At 59.4% G+C, this 16,656-nt stretch carries 15 protein-coding genes; 7 read left to right on the top strand and 8 right to left on the bottom strand.

Annotated features, from left to right (window positions below):
* The first annotated feature begins 4 nt into the window (after positions 1-4).
* Both scpB and rluB read left to right on the top strand, forming a co-directional pair.
* Entirely contained in the window at positions 5-952 is a 948-nt protein-coding gene (gene scpB / locus AD662_RS22005) for an SMC-Scp complex subunit ScpB (RefSeq protein WP_053189736.1), read from the top strand.
* 334 nt (positions 953-1,286) lie between these two features.
* The gene (gene rluB / locus AD662_RS22000) at positions 1,287-2,522 is read left to right on the top strand and encodes a 23S rRNA pseudouridine(2605) synthase RluB (RefSeq protein ID WP_024617296.1); all 1,236 of its coding nucleotides are present in this window, start codon (positions 1,287-1,289) and stop codon (positions 2,520-2,522) included.
* 204 nt (positions 2,523-2,726) lie between these two features.
* On the opposite strand, the gene AD662_RS21995 is transcribed toward rluB, so the two are convergent.
* Positions 2,727-3,692, bottom strand: coding sequence for a M29 family metallopeptidase (locus tag AD662_RS21995; RefSeq protein ID WP_053189735.1), 966 nt, complete (start codon positions 3,690-3,692; stop codon positions 2,727-2,729).
* Positions 3,693-3,785: 93 nt separating this feature from the next.
* Positions 3,786-3,923, bottom strand: coding sequence for a hypothetical protein (locus tag AD662_RS29570; RefSeq protein ID WP_003178782.1), 138 nt, complete (start codon positions 3,921-3,923; stop codon positions 3,786-3,788).
* Positions 3,924-4,582: 659 nt separating this feature from the next.
* Here AD662_RS29570 and AD662_RS21985 point away from each other — a divergent pair.
* Both AD662_RS21985 and arfB read left to right on the top strand, forming a co-directional pair.
* On the top strand, positions 4,583-6,004 hold the full coding sequence (locus AD662_RS21985) for an amino acid permease (RefSeq protein ID WP_053189734.1): 1,422 nt from the start codon (positions 4,583-4,585) through the stop codon (positions 6,002-6,004).
* 283 nt (positions 6,005-6,287) lie between these two features.
* Positions 6,288-6,701, top strand: coding sequence for an alternative ribosome rescue aminoacyl-tRNA hydrolase ArfB (arfB, locus tag AD662_RS21980; RefSeq protein WP_053189733.1), 414 nt, complete (start codon positions 6,288-6,290; stop codon positions 6,699-6,701).
* On the opposite strand, the gene AD662_RS21975 is transcribed toward arfB, so the two are convergent.
* The 4 genes from AD662_RS21975 to AD662_RS21965 form a co-directional block, all read right to left on the bottom strand.
* Positions 6,698-7,897: an MFS transporter gene (locus AD662_RS21975; RefSeq protein ID WP_018604541.1), complete on the bottom strand. Its 1,200-nt coding sequence runs from the start codon at positions 7,895-7,897 to the stop codon at positions 6,698-6,700. The genes arfB and AD662_RS21975 overlap by 4 nt on opposite strands.
* Positions 7,898-7,999: 102 nt before the next feature.
* Positions 8,000-8,230 carry a hypothetical protein gene (locus AD662_RS21970; protein WP_074849453.1) on the bottom strand — a complete coding sequence of 77 codons (231 nt, stop codon included), beginning with the start codon at positions 8,228-8,230 and terminating at the stop codon, positions 8,000-8,002.
* A 37-nt stretch (positions 8,231-8,267) separates the two neighbouring features.
* Positions 8,268-8,411, bottom strand: coding sequence for a hypothetical protein (locus AD662_RS29565; RefSeq protein WP_018604545.1), 144 nt, complete (start codon positions 8,409-8,411; stop codon positions 8,268-8,270).
* Between the two features lie 142 nt (positions 8,412-8,553).
* Positions 8,554-9,576, bottom strand: coding sequence for a transporter (locus AD662_RS21965; RefSeq protein WP_018604547.1), 1,023 nt, complete (start codon positions 9,574-9,576; stop codon positions 8,554-8,556).
* Positions 9,577-9,833: 257 nt separating this feature from the next.
* On the opposite strand from AD662_RS21965, the gene AD662_RS21960 reads away from it, so the two are divergent.
* A complete protein-coding gene (locus AD662_RS21960; protein ID WP_018604549.1) occupies positions 9,834-11,459 on the top strand; it encodes a methyl-accepting chemotaxis protein in 1,626 nt (541 codons plus the stop codon).
* 80 nt (positions 11,460-11,539) lie between these two features.
* Here the strand turns inward: AD662_RS21960 and AD662_RS21955 are convergent, their stop codons facing one another.
* Complete coding sequence (locus tag AD662_RS21955; RefSeq protein ID WP_053189732.1) at positions 11,540-11,845, bottom strand: PepSY domain-containing protein; 306 nt, start codon at positions 11,843-11,845, stop codon at positions 11,540-11,542.
* A 122-nt stretch (positions 11,846-11,967) separates the two neighbouring features.
* Positions 11,968-13,095: a glycerophosphodiester phosphodiesterase gene (locus AD662_RS21950; RefSeq protein WP_053189731.1), complete on the bottom strand. Its 1,128-nt coding sequence runs from the start codon at positions 13,093-13,095 to the stop codon at positions 11,968-11,970.
* A 414-nt stretch (positions 13,096-13,509) separates the two neighbouring features.
* Here AD662_RS21950 and AD662_RS21945 point away from each other — a divergent pair, with 414 nt between their 5' ends.
* On the top strand, positions 13,510-15,078 hold the full coding sequence (locus AD662_RS21945; protein WP_235862365.1) for an amidase family protein: 1,569 nt from the start codon (positions 13,510-13,512) through the stop codon (positions 15,076-15,078).
* 239 nt (positions 15,079-15,317) lie between these two features.
* Positions 15,318-15,644, top strand: coding sequence for a DUF2025 family protein (locus tag AD662_RS21940; protein WP_053189729.1), 327 nt, complete (start codon positions 15,318-15,320; stop codon positions 15,642-15,644).
* Positions 15,645-16,656 lie beyond the last annotated feature (1,012 nt).

Raw genomic sequence — 16,656 nt, 5'->3', positions numbered from 1 at the left:
ATCAATGAATCTGACTGAACCCCGCGAGCTGGCCCCCTTGCTTGAAGCTTTCCTGTTGGCCTCGGGAAAGCCGCAATCAATGGAGCGCTTGTTCGAACTTTTCGAAGAAGGCGAGCGGCCTGAGCCGGCCGTATTCAAGAAAGCCCTGACGCTGTTGGGCAAGTCCTGCGAGGGGCGGGCCTTCGAACTCAAGGAAGTGGCGTCCGGTTATCGCCTGCAGATCCGCGAGAAGTTTGCGCCATGGGTCGGGCGCCTGTGGGAGGAGCGGCCGCAGCGCTACTCCCGCGCCATGCTCGAAACCATGGCATTGATTGCCTATCGCCAACCGATCACCCGCGGCGAGATCGAAGATGTGCGCGGCGTGGCGGTCAACAGCCATATCGTCAAGACGCTGTTGGAGCGCGAGTGGATCCGCGTCGTCGGCTATCGCGATGTGCCGGGCAAACCGGCGATGTTCGCCACCACCAAGGCCTTTCTCGATCACTTCAACCTGAAGAACCTGGATGACCTGCCGCCGCTGGCCGAACTGCGGGAGCTGGAACCCGAACCGATGCTGGAGTTCGACGACGCCCCGGTGCCCCAGGGTCTGCAGGAATTGGCCGATGCCAGTGCCGAGCCTGAGGAACCGAAGGAAGAGACCAGTTTCCACTCGTTGTTGCTGGAGCTGGACACCATGGAGGAGGGCTTGAAGACCGATTTCGATGACCTGCTGCGTGAGGGGCCGGGGCCTGAGGATGAGTCGGATGAGTTGCCAGAGCCTGACAGCGAGTCGGAACCTGAGCCAGAGCCGGAAGAAGATATCCTCGGCGTTGCCGAAGCCCGGGAAAAACTGCTGGCCGCCGTCGCCGCCCTTGAACCACGCGAACCCGAGCCGGAACTGAGCGACGAAGAAGCCGAAGCCCGGGCCTTGGCTGAAGCGATTGAAAACGAACGGCGCCAGTTCGACGATTGATCCGATTTTTGTCGCCGATATTGCTGATTCACCACAACTCCTGTGGGAGCGGGCTTGCTCGCGAAGGCGGTGGGTCAGCTAGCACTGATTAACCTGACACGCCCTCTTCGCGAGCAAGCCCGCTCCCACATGGATGATGCAATGCATCATGAGCGCCAACCGGGAGCCACCGGTCGGCGGAAAAAGCGCCGGGCGCTGGTTGATCAGCTAGTCTCTGATGCGCAATCGCCTCAACGAGCGTATGATTCGCGACCCTTTGGCGATCCCTTCGTCGAAGACCCGTTTTCAAAGCGTCAGGCCAAGCCTGACCCGACCACACCGGGAGGTGCCCAGAATGAAAGACCAAGACCAGAACGACAGCCAGGAAATCGGCCCAGCAGGCGAGAAGCTGCAAAAAGTCCTCGCCCGTATCGGCGTCGGCTCGCGCCGTGACGTGGAAGCCTGGATCACCCAGGGCCGGATCAAGGTCAACGGCAAAGATGCCACCTTGGGCCTGCGTGTCGACATGCACGACGCCATCACCATCGATGGCAAGGTGATCAAGCGCGAAGAGGCCGCCGAAACGGTGCGCCGCGTGATCATGTACAACAAACCCGACGGCGAGATCTGCACCCGTGACGACCCGGAAGGCCGTCCGACGGTGTTCGACAAGATGCCGCGTCCCAAAGAAGGCCGCTGGATCAACATCGGTCGCCTGGACATCAACACCACCGGTTTGCTGATGTTTACCACCGACGGTGAACTGGCCAACCGCTTGATGCACCCGTCCTACGAGATGGACCGCGAATACGCCGTGCGTGTGCGTGGCGAAGTCGACGACGAGATGATCGAGCGTCTCAAGGCCGGCGTTGTGCTGGAAGACGGCCCGGCGCGTTTCACCGACATCAAGCAGGCGCCTGGCGGTGAAGGTTTCAACCACTGGTACCACTGCGTGGTGATGGAAGGCCGTAACCGTGAAGTGCGGCGTTTGTGGGAATCCCAGGGGCTGGTGGTCAGCCGCCTGAAGCGCGTGCGTTTCGGCCCGGTGTTCCTCAACTCCGACCTGCCGATGGGCCGCTGGCGCGAAATGAGCCAGTACGAAGTCGACATCCTGGCGGCCGAAGTGGGCCTCAAGCCGGTGGCAATGCCGCAGATGACCGCCAAGAGCAAGGACAAGCTGGAGCGGATGCAGCGTAAATCCTCGCGCCCGATGGGCAAGACCGAGCGCGTGCGTACGCTGCGTCCGGCTGCTGAAGGTGCGCCGACTGGCCCGCGTCCTTCGCGCGAGCCGCAGATCGAAGGCGAACGCCCGGCCCGCAAGCCTGCACCCCGTCAGGACGGCGAGCGGGGTCCACGCACGCCGCGTCCGGCCAATGGTCGCACTGAGCGCGGCGAAGGTCGCGGTGCCCCGGCTGGTCGCGGTACGCCAGTCGCCGATCGCCCGGTCGACACCAAGCGCCCGGCCAAGCCAGCGCCGAAAAAACGCCCGGGTATCATCCTGGCCGACCGCGATGCGCCATCGGGTAAACGCCGTGGTGCACCGGCAGGTTCGGGACAGCGTCCGGGGTTTGGGCGTCGTAAGCCGGAGTGATCGGCAGCCGCCCATGAAAAACGCCAACCTTCGGGTTGGCGTTTTTTTTGAGCAGGCTTTAGTGATGGGGCGCAGGTGAGTCCGCCTTCGCGAGCAAGCCCGCTCCCACATTTGATCTTCAGTGGACATAGCATTTGTGATCACCGGCGATCCAGTGTGGGAGCGAGCCTGCTCGCGAAGAGGCCAGTAGCCTCGCAGCCACCTCTAAAGCACAAACCGCCCATCAAACATCGGCTCATTATCCAGCGCCAACATCCCCTTCTCGAAAATCAGATCCAGGTGATGGCTGCCCTTGGCCCCGCCGCCGAGCCCCAGGTGTAGGCCGCAATGCCGTTCTTCGAAACCGGCATTGCGGGCGTACAGGCTCTTGACCCCTTCGTTGGTGCCAATCCCCAGTTCCTCGATGCGGCGGTTGGACGGGTTGGCGTCCAGGTATTTGTTGAAGTCGTGCTCCAGGCCCGGTACGTCGGTGGCGATTTTCTGGATGGTGGAGTCTTCGATCCACAGCTCCAGCGGCGATTGCAGCACGCCGTATTTGCGCGCGAACGGGATGGTGCTCAGGAAGGTGCCGACGAAATTCACTCGGCCATTGATGGTGTCGCTGTGGGTGGCGATTTCGCCGGGGGCCAGGTCGTAGTTGCCGAGGCCGTTGATGTCGGTCCATTTTTTCACGCCGCCCAGGGCGGTGTCGAAATACGAACCGTGGTCATCCTGGAAACTCAAGGTCGTCGCCTGGGACATGCGCCGGATCAGGTGACTGTTGAGCCCGGCGATACGCTGGGGAATCACGCTGAAGGTGTCGTAGAAGTAGTCGCCGTAGTCCTTGAACAGCAGTGATTTCTTCCAGTTGTCGGCCATCACGCCTTGCAGCGCGCGGACAAAGTCCGGGCCGTCGGGGCGAGGGTTGGGCAAGGTGGAGGAGTCGTAGAAGAAAATATACAGATCGCTGTCGGCAATGGCCTTGGACAGGCGTTCCGTGGGTTCAAGGTCCAGGCGCATGGCGCTGAACCGGAAGGGCGAGCCGCTGCCCGCCTGCTCGGCAATGGCGCCGGTCAGCGCTTCGTAGTCAGCGGTATGGCCGAGCAACACCTTGGCGGGTTGGATGCCGGCCAGGGCGGGATGGTGTTCGAGGTAGTAAAGGAAATGTGAGATGGCTCGTTGTGTGTCCATGCTTTTTCTTCCCTGACAAGTTCATTTAACGTCCCTGACAGCCGGCAACTAGTGGCGGAGTCGACCGGCCGGATCGCCTCCGCCGGGCGGTGCCTACAGAGGCCACATCGCCGTGCCGAACGGAACGACGGCGTCGGCCTGCATCATTTCAACGGCGGCTTCATGGGTTGGGGCTTCAAACCATTCGTCCAGTTGCAGTTCGGTTTCCAAGTCTTTGTCCAGTGCTTGCATAGTGAATCTCCTAGATGACTTTTACGGAAATTTGCGGGTCGATTCGGCGAATGGAAACAGGCCGGCAACGGCACCGCAGAACTTGTCGGCACGATGCCTTGGCAAGTCGGTGGAAACCTAGTCGAGGGTTTTTTGGATTGCAAAAAAATAATTTTTATTTTTTTTGTATGAACTTTTTGTTCCATTTTCAGTGACAACATTACTCATTCAAAAACAGCCGCCTGGGTGTTTTTTTAAATAGGTAGCTACCTACCGTCAATTTGCAGTCAGCCTACGGAAATTTCCTCTTTGGAAAGTTTGCGTTACGCACCGTAAAGGAATGCTGACGATTTTTGCCTTGTGAACGGGCCGCTATCGGCGTTTAGGGTGGCTGTAAGAAAAAGCTGCCGAGGGCCCCGGTTTGACGCGTTTTTTGATACTTCGCAGCGCTTGTTTCAGGCCAACGGGAAGGGTCAGATGCGGGCCATACCTGAAGTGCGGGGGGAGACGCTGATCCGGTGGTGTCTGGCAGCAGGAGGGCCGCAGTGTACAATGCGCGGCGTTTTACTGTGACCCTTCGCGTACCCACGCATTTTCAAGGTTATCCGCCTTGTTCACTCCGCCACGCCACAAACGTGTCGGGTTCGATTTCGTCACAGATAAAAACAAATAGGTGACGCATGACCGCTGTAGAAAATACCCATTCGGGCGAGCTGAAACGCGGCCTGAAAAATCGCCACATTCAACTGATCGCCCTCGGTGGCGCGATCGGTACCGGCCTGTTCCTCGGCTCGGCGGGGGTGCTGAAATCAGCCGGCCCGTCGATGATCCTGGGCTACGCCATCTGCGGCTTCATCGCCTTCATGATCATGCGCCAGTTGGGCGAAATGATCGTCGAAGAGCCGGTGGCCGGTTCCTTCAGCCACTTTGCCCATAAGTACTGGGGCGGTTTCGCCGGGTTCCTGTCGGGTTGGAACTGCTGGATTCTCTACATCCTGGTGGGCATGTCCGAACTGACTGCAGTCGGCAAGTACATCCATTACTGGGCCCCGGACATTCCGACCTGGGTGTCCGCGGCGGCGTTTTTCATCCTGATCAACGTCATCAACCTGGCCAACGTCAAAGTCTTTGGCGAGGCCGAGTTCTGGTTCGCGATCATCAAGGTCGTGGCGATTGTCGGCATGATTGCCCTGGGCAGCTATTTGCTGGTCAGTGGCGACGGCGGGCCGCAAGCGTCGGTGACCAACCTGTGGTCCCACGGTGGGTTTTTCCCCAACGGCGTCAGCGGGCTGGTGATGGCCATGGCGATCATCATGTTCTCCTTCGGTGGCCTGGAAATGCTCGGTTTCACCGCCGCCGAGGCCGATAAACCGAAAACCGTGATTCCCAAGGCCATCAACCAGGTGATCTACCGGATCCTGATTTTCTACATCGGTGCGCTCGTGGTGCTGTTGTCCCTGACCCCTTGGGACAGCCTGCTGACCACACTCAACGCTTCCGGCGACGCCTACAGCGGCAGCCCGTTCGTGCAGGTGTTCTCGATGCTGGGTAGCAACACCGCGGCGCATATCCTCAACTTCGTCGTGCTGACCGCCGCGCTGTCGGTGTACAACAGCGGCACCTATTGCAACAGCCGCATGTTGCTGGGCATGGCCGAGCAGGGCGATGCACCCAAGGCCTTGTCCAAGATCGACAAGCGCGGCGTGCCGGTGCGTTCGATCCTCGCCTCGGCGGCGGTCACGCTGGTGGCGGTGCTGTTGAATTACCTGATCCCGCAACATGCGCTGGAGTTGCTGATGTCGCTGGTGGTCGCGACCCTGGTGATCAACTGGGCAATGATCAGCTACTCGCACTTCAAGTTCCGCCAGCACATGAACCAGACCCACCAGACGCCGCTGTTCAAGGCGCTGTGGTACCCGTACGGCAACTACCTCTGCCTGGCGTTCGTGGTGTTCATCCTGGGCGTGATGCTGCTGATCCCCGGCATCCAGGTATCGGTCTATGCGATTCCGGTGTGGGTGGTGTTCATGTGGGTGTGCTACGTGATCAAGAACAAGCGCAGTGCCCGGCATGAACTGGCGGTGGCGGCTGCTGCCAAGTAAGCCAGCCTGAAATACAACAAACCCGGCCAAGTGCCGGGTTTGTCGTTTCAGGCAAGACACAAATCCTGTGGAAGCAAGAACTCTGGAAGCAAGAACTCTGGGAACAAGGTCTGTGGGAGCAAGGCTTGCCCGCGATGGCATCGCCTCGGTCCATCAGCTGCACCGAGGTGACTGCATCGCGGGCAAGCCTTGCTCCCACAGACCAATTCCACAGGTCAGGCTCTCGCAATCTTCATTCCAGCTGTTTCGGGTATCCTGTGGGTCCTGATACCGGACACTTTCCATGCTGGTCATTTCCAACACCGTGCACATCCCGGACGCCGAGATCGAGCTGACGGCCATCCGCGCCCAGGGGGCAGGGGGGCAGAACGTCAACAAGGTCTCCAGCGCCGTGCACTTGCGCTTCGACATTCCGGCCTCGTCGCTGCCCGAGTTCTACAAGGAGCGGCTGCTGGCGCTGCGCGACAGTCGCATTACCAGCGACGGTGTATTGATCATCAAGGCCCAGCAATACCGCACGCAGGAACAGAACCGGGCCGATGCCCTGGAGCGCCTGAGCGAACTGATCCTCAGCGCCACCAAGGTCGAAAAGAAGCGCCGTCCGACCAAACCGACCCTGGGTTCGAAAAAGCGTCGCCTGGAATCCAAGACCAAGCGCGGCTCGATCAAGGCCGGGCGCGGCAAGGTGGACTTCTAGCTTTTCTCCCGTTCCTGGCGATGCCTCGGCGCCTGTCGGTACAGGTAGACGCTCAATGCCAACCCGCCCAGGGCCGCGAGTGCGGCGAACAGAAAGATCGAGGCAAAACCGAAGCCGGCGGCAATCGCACCGGCCAGCGGTCCGGTGATCCCCAGCGACAAATCAATGAACAGTGAATAAGCGCCCACCGCCGCCCCGCGGCTGGAGGCCGGCACCAGGTTGACCGCTTCCACGCCCAGCGCCGGAAACACCAGGGAAAAGCCGAAACCGCTCAACGCCGCGCCCGCCAGGGCCCAGTGGGCATCCGGTGCGAGCCACAACAGCAACAGGCCCAGGGTTTCCACCGACAGGCAGGCAATCGCCACGCGAAAGCCACCCAGACGGTTGATCAGGTTGCCGAACAGCAGGCGCGCGCCGATGAAGCTGGCGCCGAACAGGCTCAGGCACAGCACGGCGTTGTCCCAGTGCTGGGTGGCGTAGTACAGGGTGATGAAGGTCGCGATGGTGCCAAACCCGATGGAACCCAGGGCCAGGCCGCAGCCGTGTGGCAGCACACGTCCCAGTACGTGCATGAACGGCAGGCGTTCGCCAGTGACGATGGGCGCGGCGGTTTTGCGCCAGGCCAATGCCAACCCCAGCAAACCGAGCAAGATAATGCTCACGCCCATGCTCCACAGTCCCAGCGCATTGACCAGCCATACCCCCAGCGGTGCGCCGATCGCCAGCGCGCCGTAACTGGCGATACCGTTCCAGGAAATCACTTTGGCGGTATTCGCCGCGCCGACTCGGCCGATGCCCCAGCCAATCGAACCGGAACCGACCAGGCTTTCCGCGCTGCCGAGCACCAGGCGACCGATCAGCAGGCTGATCAGACTGAACGTGGGCAGGTGGGACGTCCAGGCAGACACCAGCATGAACACACCGCTCAGCCCGCAGCCGGCGAGGCCGAACATCACCGCGCGCTTGCTCCCCAGGTTATCGATGATTCGCCCGGCGTAAGGACGACTGAGCAGGGTGGCCAGGTATTGCACGCTGATCACCAACCCGGCGATCACCGCGCCGAAGCCCAGTTCGCCGTGGACGAACCCGGGCAGCACGGCCAGGGGAATGCCGATATTCAGATAGCCGATGAAGGTGAACAGGACGATGGAAACGACTTGCAGCGTGACCGCCAGGGGGCGCTGGGAATCTGACATGGGGTAAAGGTCCACGGAGCAGCAGGATAGATAGGCTGCTTATGATAACGGTGACCGTGGGATCAGGGCGGGGAAAAGTAAAACTATTTGCCCAACGGTGGTTCAGTTGCCGTTCTCACCGCTGACCAGGCGTGTGGTCACCAGTGCGGCAATGGCGTTTTCTTCGCTGCCAAAGCGCGCCAGCAGGGCCGCTTGTTTCTCGGCAGGAAGGCGGGTCCAGATCTCGACCATTTTTTCGGCAGTGCCGATCAGCACGCTGGCCTGGGCTTCGCTGAAGGGAGGGGTGTCATCGGTCATGGAGGGCTCGGGATTCAGGCCGTGTGGAAAGCGCATTTTAGCGCTTTCCACACGGTCTGGTGGTGCGGGTCAATCAGTCTTCGCTGTCGGCCTGGCGGCGTTCAGTGGCTTCTTTGGGCTCGGGTTGCTGGGCGTCTGGTTGCCCTGCGGCTCGTAGCGTGGTCGTCTGCTCAGTGTCGTGCAGGCTTGGGAAGGGGAGATTAGGGATCTCGTGCATATCGCGCTCCTCGCAAAGTCTGTGGATAGATCTGGTAGATCCGCGCTTTTACAAAGCCTGGGCAGGATACAGCAGGAGAAATGACAAAAAGACTTTTAAATCCCGTTGGGCCGACAAAAGGGATTGTCTAGACACGTCATGTTCAATAGTCACGTCGCTTGCGAAATGCCCAGCGGCCGGCAATTAGCGTGAAGGTTGCCACCAGCGCCACCAGGATCCAGAAGCCTTCGGGATCGCCGGCAAGCGGCACGCCACCGACGTTCATGCCAAAGAAACCGGCAATGATGTTGATGGGCAACGCCAATACCGTGACCACCGTCAGGGTGAACAGGGTGCGGTTGCTTTGTTCGTTGAGGTTGGCGGCGATTTCTTCCTGGAGCAGCTTGATCCGTTCGCTCAACGCGGTGAGGTCGTTGATGATCAGGGCGAACTCCTCGGTGGATTTGCGCAGCTCCTTGACGTCTTCTTTCTGCAACCATTGCGGCGGGCGGTTGAGCAGACGCAGCAATGAACCCGGCTCCAAGGCCAGCAAGCGCTGCAAGCGCACCAGCACCCGGCGGTTGCTGCCCAGCTCGGCGCGGTTGGTGGACAGGCGCGAGGACAGCAACTGATCTTCGACCTGATCGACGCTCAGGCTGGTCTTGCGCACGATCTGGGTCAGCACTTCGCCCTGGTCGCGCAGCAAGTGCACGAGTAATTCCACTGGCGAGCGAAAGCACTCGCCGGCCTTCACCGACGAGCGCAGCTTGTCGACCGAGTGCAGGGGTTGCAGCCGCGCGCTGACGATCAATCGACTGTGCACGCAAACCCACAATGTGGAGACATCCGAGGACACCATGTTGCTGAGGTTGAACACGACATCGTTCACCACGGCCAGCAACGCCGAGTCGACATGCTCGATGCGGGTCGAGCGCGAGCCTTCGTGCAAGGCTTCGAAAAACTCCTGGGGCAGGGCCAGGTGACCTTTCATCCAGCGCTCGCACGCAGCGTGGGCCAGGTTCAAGTGCAGCCAGAGGAACTCATCCGAGTCTTGCGGGTGTTGCAGGCTCCGTAAGGCCTGGGCCGAATCGATCTCCTGCCCGCGTTCGCCGGGGCGGAAACGGAACCCGTAAAGCAGGCCGAACAGGTCCGGATCACGGTGGCTTTGATCGATGCTGTGGTTCATGAAGTCTCGCTGGCGGGAAGTGCCTGTGGCGGCTACAGGTTCACTTGAACGCCATCTTCGCAAGCTTTCTTGATGGTTTTGTGACAGTTCCTTTCGCACTGCCAAGCTGGCGCTACCGGCCGTCGCCAAGGTTCAAGAATGCCCCGCGCAGGCCGATGGTATGTGCATATCCCCCGTATTGGGGGGGCGACGCGGTGTGTTGCGGACATGGAGGTCGGGACGTCGTTCCTGTTCTCCTTGCTTAGAGATTGCTCCCCATGATTCTACAAAAATCCCTTCGAGCCCAGATTCTCGCCCTGTTGAGCGGCAGCCTGCTGGCGATATTGCTGATCGCCCTGGCGTCCTTTCATTTCCTTTCCAATGGTGTCCAGAACTATCGCAACCTGATCGATGGGCCGTTGCGTGCCTCGCAGTTGATTGACGAGGCCAACCTGCAGTTCAAGGTGCAGGTGCAGGAATGGAAAAACGTCCTGCTGCGCGGCAAGCAGCCGGCGGACCTGGATAAATACTGGAAGCAGTTCGAGGAGCGTCAGCGTGATGTCCAAGGCCTCCTTGGTGAGTTGAGCGGGCGTGAAGGCGTGCCGGCGCCGATCAAGACGCGTATCGAGACCCTGCGCGATGAACATCGTCAGTTGGGCGTCGCCTACCAAAAGGGCCGTGACGCATTTGTCGCCTCCGGTGGCGATGCGGCGGCGGGTGATGCGGCGGTCAAGGGCGTGGACCGTGCGGCCAGTGAGCAAATGAGCGCGCTGGTGGTGGAGCTGCGCAAGCTGGGCACCGAGCAATCGACGCTGATCAGTGCCGGTGCCGATCGCACGATTATGCTGGGCACCGTGATCATGCTGGTGTCGGGCGTGCTGATCGGGTTGTTCAGCCTGTGGCTGGTCAATCGCAACCTGGTTCAGCCGATCCGTAACCTGATCGACTACGTGACCCGACTCAGTCAGGGGCGTTTCGCCGAGCGTGTGACGAGCAACCGTCAGGACGAGCTGGGCAATCTGGCGGTAGCGGCCAACACGTTGCGTGATTTCCTTGCCGAAACCTTTACCCGCCTGCAACGCAGTGCCACGGAACTGGACAGTGCCAGCGGTGAACTCAACTCCATCGCCAGCCTGATGAGCCAGGGCACCAGCGAGCAATTCGAACGCACCGATCAGGTGGCGACGGCGATGAACGAAATGTCCGCCACGGCCCAGGAAGTGGCCCGTCATGCCGCCGACGCGGCGCAGGCGGCCGATGACGCCGATCAATCGGCGCAACAGGGCGGGAAGGTCATGCAGGGGACCATCCACACCATCACCCGGATGCGCGGCGAGATCGCCAACACAGCCACGGTCATCCGTCAGTTGGAAACCGACAGCGGGCGCATCGGCAAGGTGTTGGAGGTGATCCGCGGGATCGCCGAACAGACCAACCTGCTGGCCCTCAATGCTGCCATTGAGGCCGCGCGGGCGGGGGAGGCGGGGCGCGGTTTCGCGGTAGTCGCCGATGAGGTACGCAGCCTGGCCCAGCGCACGGCCTCGTCGATCATCGAGATCAACCAGATTATCCAGACTGTACAAACGGGTGCGGTGGACGCGGCCCATGCCATTGAGAGCGGGCAGTCGCGCAGTGAAGAAAGTGTGGAGCAAGTGACCCAGGCCGGTGTGATGCTCGAACGCATCACCCAGGCTGTCGAAGCGATTCGCGACATGAATCGCCAGATCGCCACTGCAGCCGAAGAGCAGACTTCCGTGGCCGAAGACATTTCCCGCAACCTGACTGAAATCACCTGCATTGCCAGCACTAACCAGGACAATGTGCAGCGCACCGAAGCGGCCAGTCGGGATTTGCACGGTTTGTCAGGACAGTTGAATGAAGTGACGGCGCGGTTGAGTGCCTGACGGTCGTTCGCGACAGGTATTGATAAACGCAAAAGAGCCGCGCAACCCTAAGGTTGCGCGGCTCTTTTTTTGCTGATGGATCAAGTGTCTTGCTTGTTGCTCAAGACTTTGCCGGTGGTGGCATCGAAATCAACATCAAACTCTTTGCCGTCGGCGGTTTTCAATTCGACTTCATATTCATAACCGTTGAAGTGGTTATCCAGGTCGGTGTCGGTGATGGTCGCGCCCGGGTGCAACTTCAGGGCTTCTTCGTTCATCGATTCAAGGGACTTGATCTTGCCTTCCTTGACCAGTTGAGGAATTTGATCGACGCGAACATCCGCCTGGACCAGGCCAGCGGTGAGGGTCAGGGCGGCAGCGGTAAACAGGGCAGTCAACGTTTTCATAGGTCTTTCCTTGGTGTCGTTAAAGGGTGATTCGTTTAAGTGGGCTCAGATTATCTGTGGCAACTTAATTCACCCTTAATTCGGAAAACTTGCAGCGACTGCACCGACCCGGTCCTGATCTTTCAGTAACCGTTCTTCTCCAATAGTTGCGCCACACCGCCTGTTTCGGGACGCTTGAAGTACTTGAGCAACTCACTGGCCCGATTGGTGAAAATGCCATCCACGCCGGCATCCATCACTTTCTTGAAGTCCACCGGCTCATCAACAGTGTAGACATGCACCAGCAGACCCTGGTCATGGGTGTACTGGTTCATCCACGGCTGCACCAGGTCCGCGTAACTCTGGCTGCCGCCATGGGTCAACGCCGCGGATGGCCCGGTACCAATGGCGCCCTGGGCTTTGGCGTACTGAATCCATTTTTCGAATTCAGCCTTGTCCTTGGGTTCCTGCTTGGCGTAATAGGCGGCCTTGTCCGTTTCGCCGGACTCGGCGAAAGGCACCTTGGATTTGGGCTCGATGTTGCCTTCGCCCACCCACAACAGCAGGATCTTCGGCACCTTCGGCATCTCTTTGTGCAGCAGTTCGAGGCTGCTCTTTTCAAAGGTCTGCAAGACCACTTTGCCTTTGCCCTGGCCGACCCCCGTGGCCCGCTTGGCCAGTTTCGACCCGGCCGGGCTCAGCCAGCCGCGGTCCTGCAGTTTGTCCTTCAGGTCGCGCTCGATGCCGGGGAACAGCTTCGGCGCCTTGGTTTCGATGTACAGCCCGGGTTTTTGCTGCGGGTTGCCCTCGGCGATATTGATCACTTCATCGAGGGTCAGGATTTTCAGGCCGGCGAACGAAGGGCGCGCGCGGTCCGGGTAAGCGGTGTTGAACCAACTGCCGGCATCGAGGGTTTTGAGCTCTGCCATGGTGAATTCGTTGGCGGTGCTGCCCTTGCGCTCGGGGAATTTGACCGCGACATCCGTGGTGCGCAGCAGGCTGTCGTCATGCAGGACGAACAACACGCCGTCCTTGCTGCGTTGCAGGTCCAGTTCCAGGTAGTCGGCGCCCAGGTCGCGGGCCAGCTTGTAGGCGGCAGCGGTGGATTCCGGCGCGTCGAACGAGGCGCCGCGGTGGGCGATCACGGCGGGGTGCGGAATGCCCTGGAGGGCTGCCAAGGCCTTGGGGTTCGGGGCCTCGGACGCTTGGGCCTGGCCGAAGCCGAGCAACAGGCTCAGCATCAAGGCGGTGCGGGTGAAGGTGACAGGCATACTCGAAATCCTTTCGTGATTTGCAAAGACCTCTCTTTTAACAATTGAACGCATTCGGCGCTATCGCTAGACCGACATAATCTTTCTCGAAGCAGATTTTTTCCTCGCCTTTGGCGGCTATGCAGACCGTTTGTCTCAGCGGATTTTTTCTGGCATCGAAAGCGGCGAGCGCCTGCGGCGACTTTCTAAATATTTACAAGACACTTCCTGGTCCGCAGCGATTAGCTCGCAGAAACTGCCGTGAATAGCTGTAGTTTCCCGGTTTGTCTGACGTGGCTAAAAACAAGCAATACGCCTTAACAGTTCTAACGGTGTCTCTGTTGTTTTCGGCTCTTACCATGAGCAGCAGAGCGAAACGGCTCGCTCGTATTCTCCATATCAAGGACTAACATGACTATACGATGCACATTGTGGATGGCTAAGCTCGGATTTTTATCGTTGATCGCGTGCGCTGTCCACGCCCAGGCGAAAACAACGGAAGATGCCGGGCAGGCGTATGAGTACTTGAGCGTCACGGAACTCAATCAACGATTGACTGACAATCAGCTTACTTCAGTGGAACTGGTGAATTATCTGAACAACCGGATCCAGGCGCTGGATAAAGAAGGCCCCCATCTCAAGGCTGTCCTTGAACTGAATCCCCAAGCCTTGGCAGATGCCGCGTTACGCGACGGTGAGCGTGCGAGCGGTAACGTTCGAAGTCCATTGCACGGTATACCTATATTAATCAAAGACAATATCAACACGGCGGACCAGATGCAGACTTCCGCCGGCTCACTGGCGATGGTAGGGGTGCCGGCCGCGCAAGATGCGTTCGTCATCGAGCAGCTACGCGACGCCGGCGCCATTATCCTGGGCAAAGCGAACATGAGCGAATGGGCTGGCATGAGGGACTCGGGAGCGCCGCGGGGTTGGAGCGGCCGAGGTGGACAAGGACTCAACCCCCACGTGTTAAGCGCAGGTACGTGTGGCTCCAGCTCCGGCTCGGCTGCCGGCCTGGCTGCAGGTTTTGCGCCGATTTCGGTGGGCACCGAGACCAATGGCTCGATCATCTGCCCATCCGCCGCCAATGGGGTCGTTGGTTTCAAACCCAGTCTTGGGTTAGTGAGTCGCTCGGGTGTCATTCCAATTACCCGGCGGCAGGATACCCCGGGGCCGATGGCCCGCACGGTTTACGATGTCGCTTTGCTATTGAACCAGTTGGCAGGCACCGACCCCACCGACCCACCTACCGCGGATGCTCCGCAAGGCACCGATTACACCAGCGCTTTAACGACCGAGGCGTTGCAAGGGAAACGGATTGGCGTGGTTTTGGATGAGGGACAAAGATTCAGTGGTACTTTTCCACTGTTACCCCCCGTTATAAGGACCCTGGATCGTTCGCAATGTGATTTAGGTAACGGGATGGTGCACGACCTCAGCCCTCAATTTTGCGCAGCACTGAAAACCGTTCAGGGTAATGGAGCTACTCTGGTCCCGGTGACTTTAAGTTTGCCGGATATTAGTAATTATTTTCAGGTGATGATGGCGGGGATGAAGCTCGAATTGCAGGCTTACTTGAATACGCGTAGCGGTTTGCCAATTGCGACTATTGACCATTTGATTGATTTCAACGAGCAAAATCCGGTGCAAGAGAACTATGGCCAGCGGATGCTTGAGCAAATCAATGCGCAAACGTTGAATGAAGAGGAAATCAATGCTCTATGGCAGCCGATACAGGTCAGTTTTAAAAATATGATTGACACACAATTCCGCGATCACACGCTGGATGCCATGGTGGCTGACCTTGACGGTATAGCCCAGCCGAGTACGGCAATTGCTGGCTATCCTATTATCACCGTACCGACCGGTGTGGAGCAGAGCGGTGAGCCAACTTCTATATTGTTTATCGGTTCCATGTGGGGAGACGCCGGGTTGTTGGGGTTTGCCTATGCCTATGAGCAAGCCTCATTAGAACTGGTCCATCCAATCTTCAGGCCATAACGAGGTATCAACCTGATGGTCCGGGCCGGTCGATCTCCTTTCGACTCTGCCCGGTTCATCAAGCTCGATTAATCGAAACTGCGACGGATACCTCTGTTGTGATGCTTTTCAAGCAGGTCTACGGTAATCTCGGTCGCATCAGTTTCCCCGGCAGAGGGAGACCTTAAATTCTGTGTTCGCTTGTCCTGCGTGTAAACCATCGATCAGACGTCCCGAGGGACGTATCCATGAGGTTTACCATGCGCACCACTTCGACATTCATCTGCCAGGCCGCCGACCAGCTCAAGGGTTTTGTTGGCCTGAACCGCAAGACCGGCCAATACATCGTGCGGTTCAGCGAAGACGCTTTCGGCATGGACGTGGCCGACGACGGCATTATCCCCACCTGCGAATTTGTCTGGGCCCCTGTGGCAGACGGCACCATGGCCTTGAGTCGCGAGCGCATCCAGTTGCTGCTGGACCAGAACATCGACGACCGGATCAATCTTTGCGAACCTTTGCGGGTGTACATGGCCCGCAGCGACCTGCCGGAAATCGTCGCGGTGCGGCAGTTGGTGACAGGCTGAGCCTCAATCTTGAACTGAACAGAAACCCTGTGGGAGCGAGCTTGCTCGCGATAGCGGCGGCACATTCAACATCGCTGCAAGCTGACCCACCGCTATCGCGAGCAAGCTCAGCTCCCACAGGGGATTTGTGGTGAAGGCGGGATCTGTGAACACCCGAGATTCAGTGTGGGAGCAAGGCTTGCTCGCGATAGCGGCGGCACATTCAACATCGCTGCAAGCTGACCCACCGCTATCGCGAGCAAGCTCAGCTCCCACAGGGGATTTGTGGTGAAGGCGGGATCTGTGAACACCCGAGATTCAGTGTGGGAGCAAGGCTTGCCCGCGATGGCGGCGGCACATTCAACATCGCTGCAAGCTGACCCACCGCTATCGCGAGCAAGCTCAGCTCCCACAGGGGATTTTTGGTGAAGGCGGGATCTGTGAACACCCGAGATTCAGTGTGGGAGCAAGGCTTGCCCGCGATGGCGGCGGCACATTCAACATCGCTGCAAGCTGACCCACCGCTATCGCGAGCAAGCTCAGCTCCCACAGGGGATTTTTGGTGAAGGCGGGATCTGTGAACACCCCGAGATTTAGTGTGGGAGCAAGGCTTGCCCGCGATGGCGGCGGCACATTCAACATCGCTGCAAGCTGACCCACCGCTATCGCGAGCAAGCTCAGCTCCCACAGGGGATTTGTGGTGAAGGTAGGATCTGTGAACCCCCGAGATTCAGTGTGGGAGCAAGGCTTGCCCGCGATGACGGCGGCACATTCAACATCGCTGCAAGCTGACCCACCGCTATCGCGAGCAAGCTCAGCTCCCACAGGGGATTTGTGGTGAAGGCGGGATCTGTGAACACCCGAGATTCAGTGTGGGAGCAAGGCTTGCCCGCGATGGCGGCGGCACATTCAACATCGCTGCAAGCTGACCCACCGCTATCGCGAGCAAGCTCAGCTCCCACAGGGGATTTTTGGTGAAGGCGGGATCTGTGAACACCCCGATCTTCAGTGTGGACGCACGCCTTGCCCGCGA

The organism is Pseudomonas kilonensis, from assembly GCF_001269885.1.
GTDB classification, from domain to species: domain Bacteria; phylum Pseudomonadota; class Gammaproteobacteria; order Pseudomonadales; family Pseudomonadaceae; genus Aquipseudomonas; species Aquipseudomonas kilonensis.
The sequence above is the reverse complement of the archived record's forward strand: the minus strand, read 5'-3'. Positions and strand labels throughout refer to the sequence as shown.

Bases quoted from the DNA above. Each gene is read 5' to 3' on its own strand.
- AD662_RS29570 (WP_003178782.1), bottom strand. From the start codon at position 3,923: ATGCAAGCACTGGACAAAGACTTGGAAACCGAACTGCAACTGGACGAA.
- rluB (WP_024617296.1), top strand. From the start codon at position 1,287: ATGAAAGACCAAGACCAGAACGACAGCCAGGAAATCGGCCCAGCAGGC.
- AD662_RS21975 (WP_018604541.1), bottom strand. From the start codon at position 7,897: ATGTCAGATTCCCAGCGCCCCCTGGCGGTCACGCTGCAAGTCGTTTCC.
- AD662_RS21970 (WP_074849453.1), bottom strand. From the start codon at position 8,230: ATGCGCTTTCCACACGGCCTGAATCCCGAGCCCTCCATGACCGATGAC.
- AD662_RS21945 (WP_235862365.1), top strand. From the start codon at position 13,510: ATGGCTAAGCTCGGATTTTTATCGTTGATCGCGTGCGCTGTCCACGCC.
- arfB (WP_053189733.1), top strand. From the start codon at position 6,288: ATGCTGGTCATTTCCAACACCGTGCACATCCCGGACGCCGAGATCGAG.
- AD662_RS21960 (WP_018604549.1), top strand. From the start codon at position 9,834: ATGATTCTACAAAAATCCCTTCGAGCCCAGATTCTCGCCCTGTTGAGC.
- AD662_RS21965 (WP_018604547.1), bottom strand. From the start codon at position 9,576: ATGAACCACAGCATCGATCAAAGCCACCGTGATCCGGACCTGTTCGGC.
- AD662_RS29565 (WP_018604545.1), bottom strand. From the start codon at position 8,411: ATGCACGAGATCCCTAATCTCCCCTTCCCAAGCCTGCACGACACTGAG.
- AD662_RS21950 (WP_053189731.1), bottom strand. From the start codon at position 13,095: ATGCCTGTCACCTTCACCCGCACCGCCTTGATGCTGAGCCTGTTGCTC.
- AD662_RS21995 (WP_053189735.1), bottom strand. From the start codon at position 3,692: ATGGACACACAACGAGCCATCTCACATTTCCTTTACTACCTCGAACAC.
- AD662_RS21955 (WP_053189732.1), bottom strand. From the start codon at position 11,845: ATGAAAACGTTGACTGCCCTGTTTACCGCTGCCGCCCTGACCCTCACC.
- AD662_RS21940 (WP_053189729.1), top strand. From the start codon at position 15,318: ATGCGCACCACTTCGACATTCATCTGCCAGGCCGCCGACCAGCTCAAG.
- scpB (WP_053189736.1), top strand. From the start codon at position 5: ATGAATCTGACTGAACCCCGCGAGCTGGCCCCCTTGCTTGAAGCTTTC.
- AD662_RS21985 (WP_053189734.1), top strand. From the start codon at position 4,583: ATGACCGCTGTAGAAAATACCCATTCGGGCGAGCTGAAACGCGGCCTG.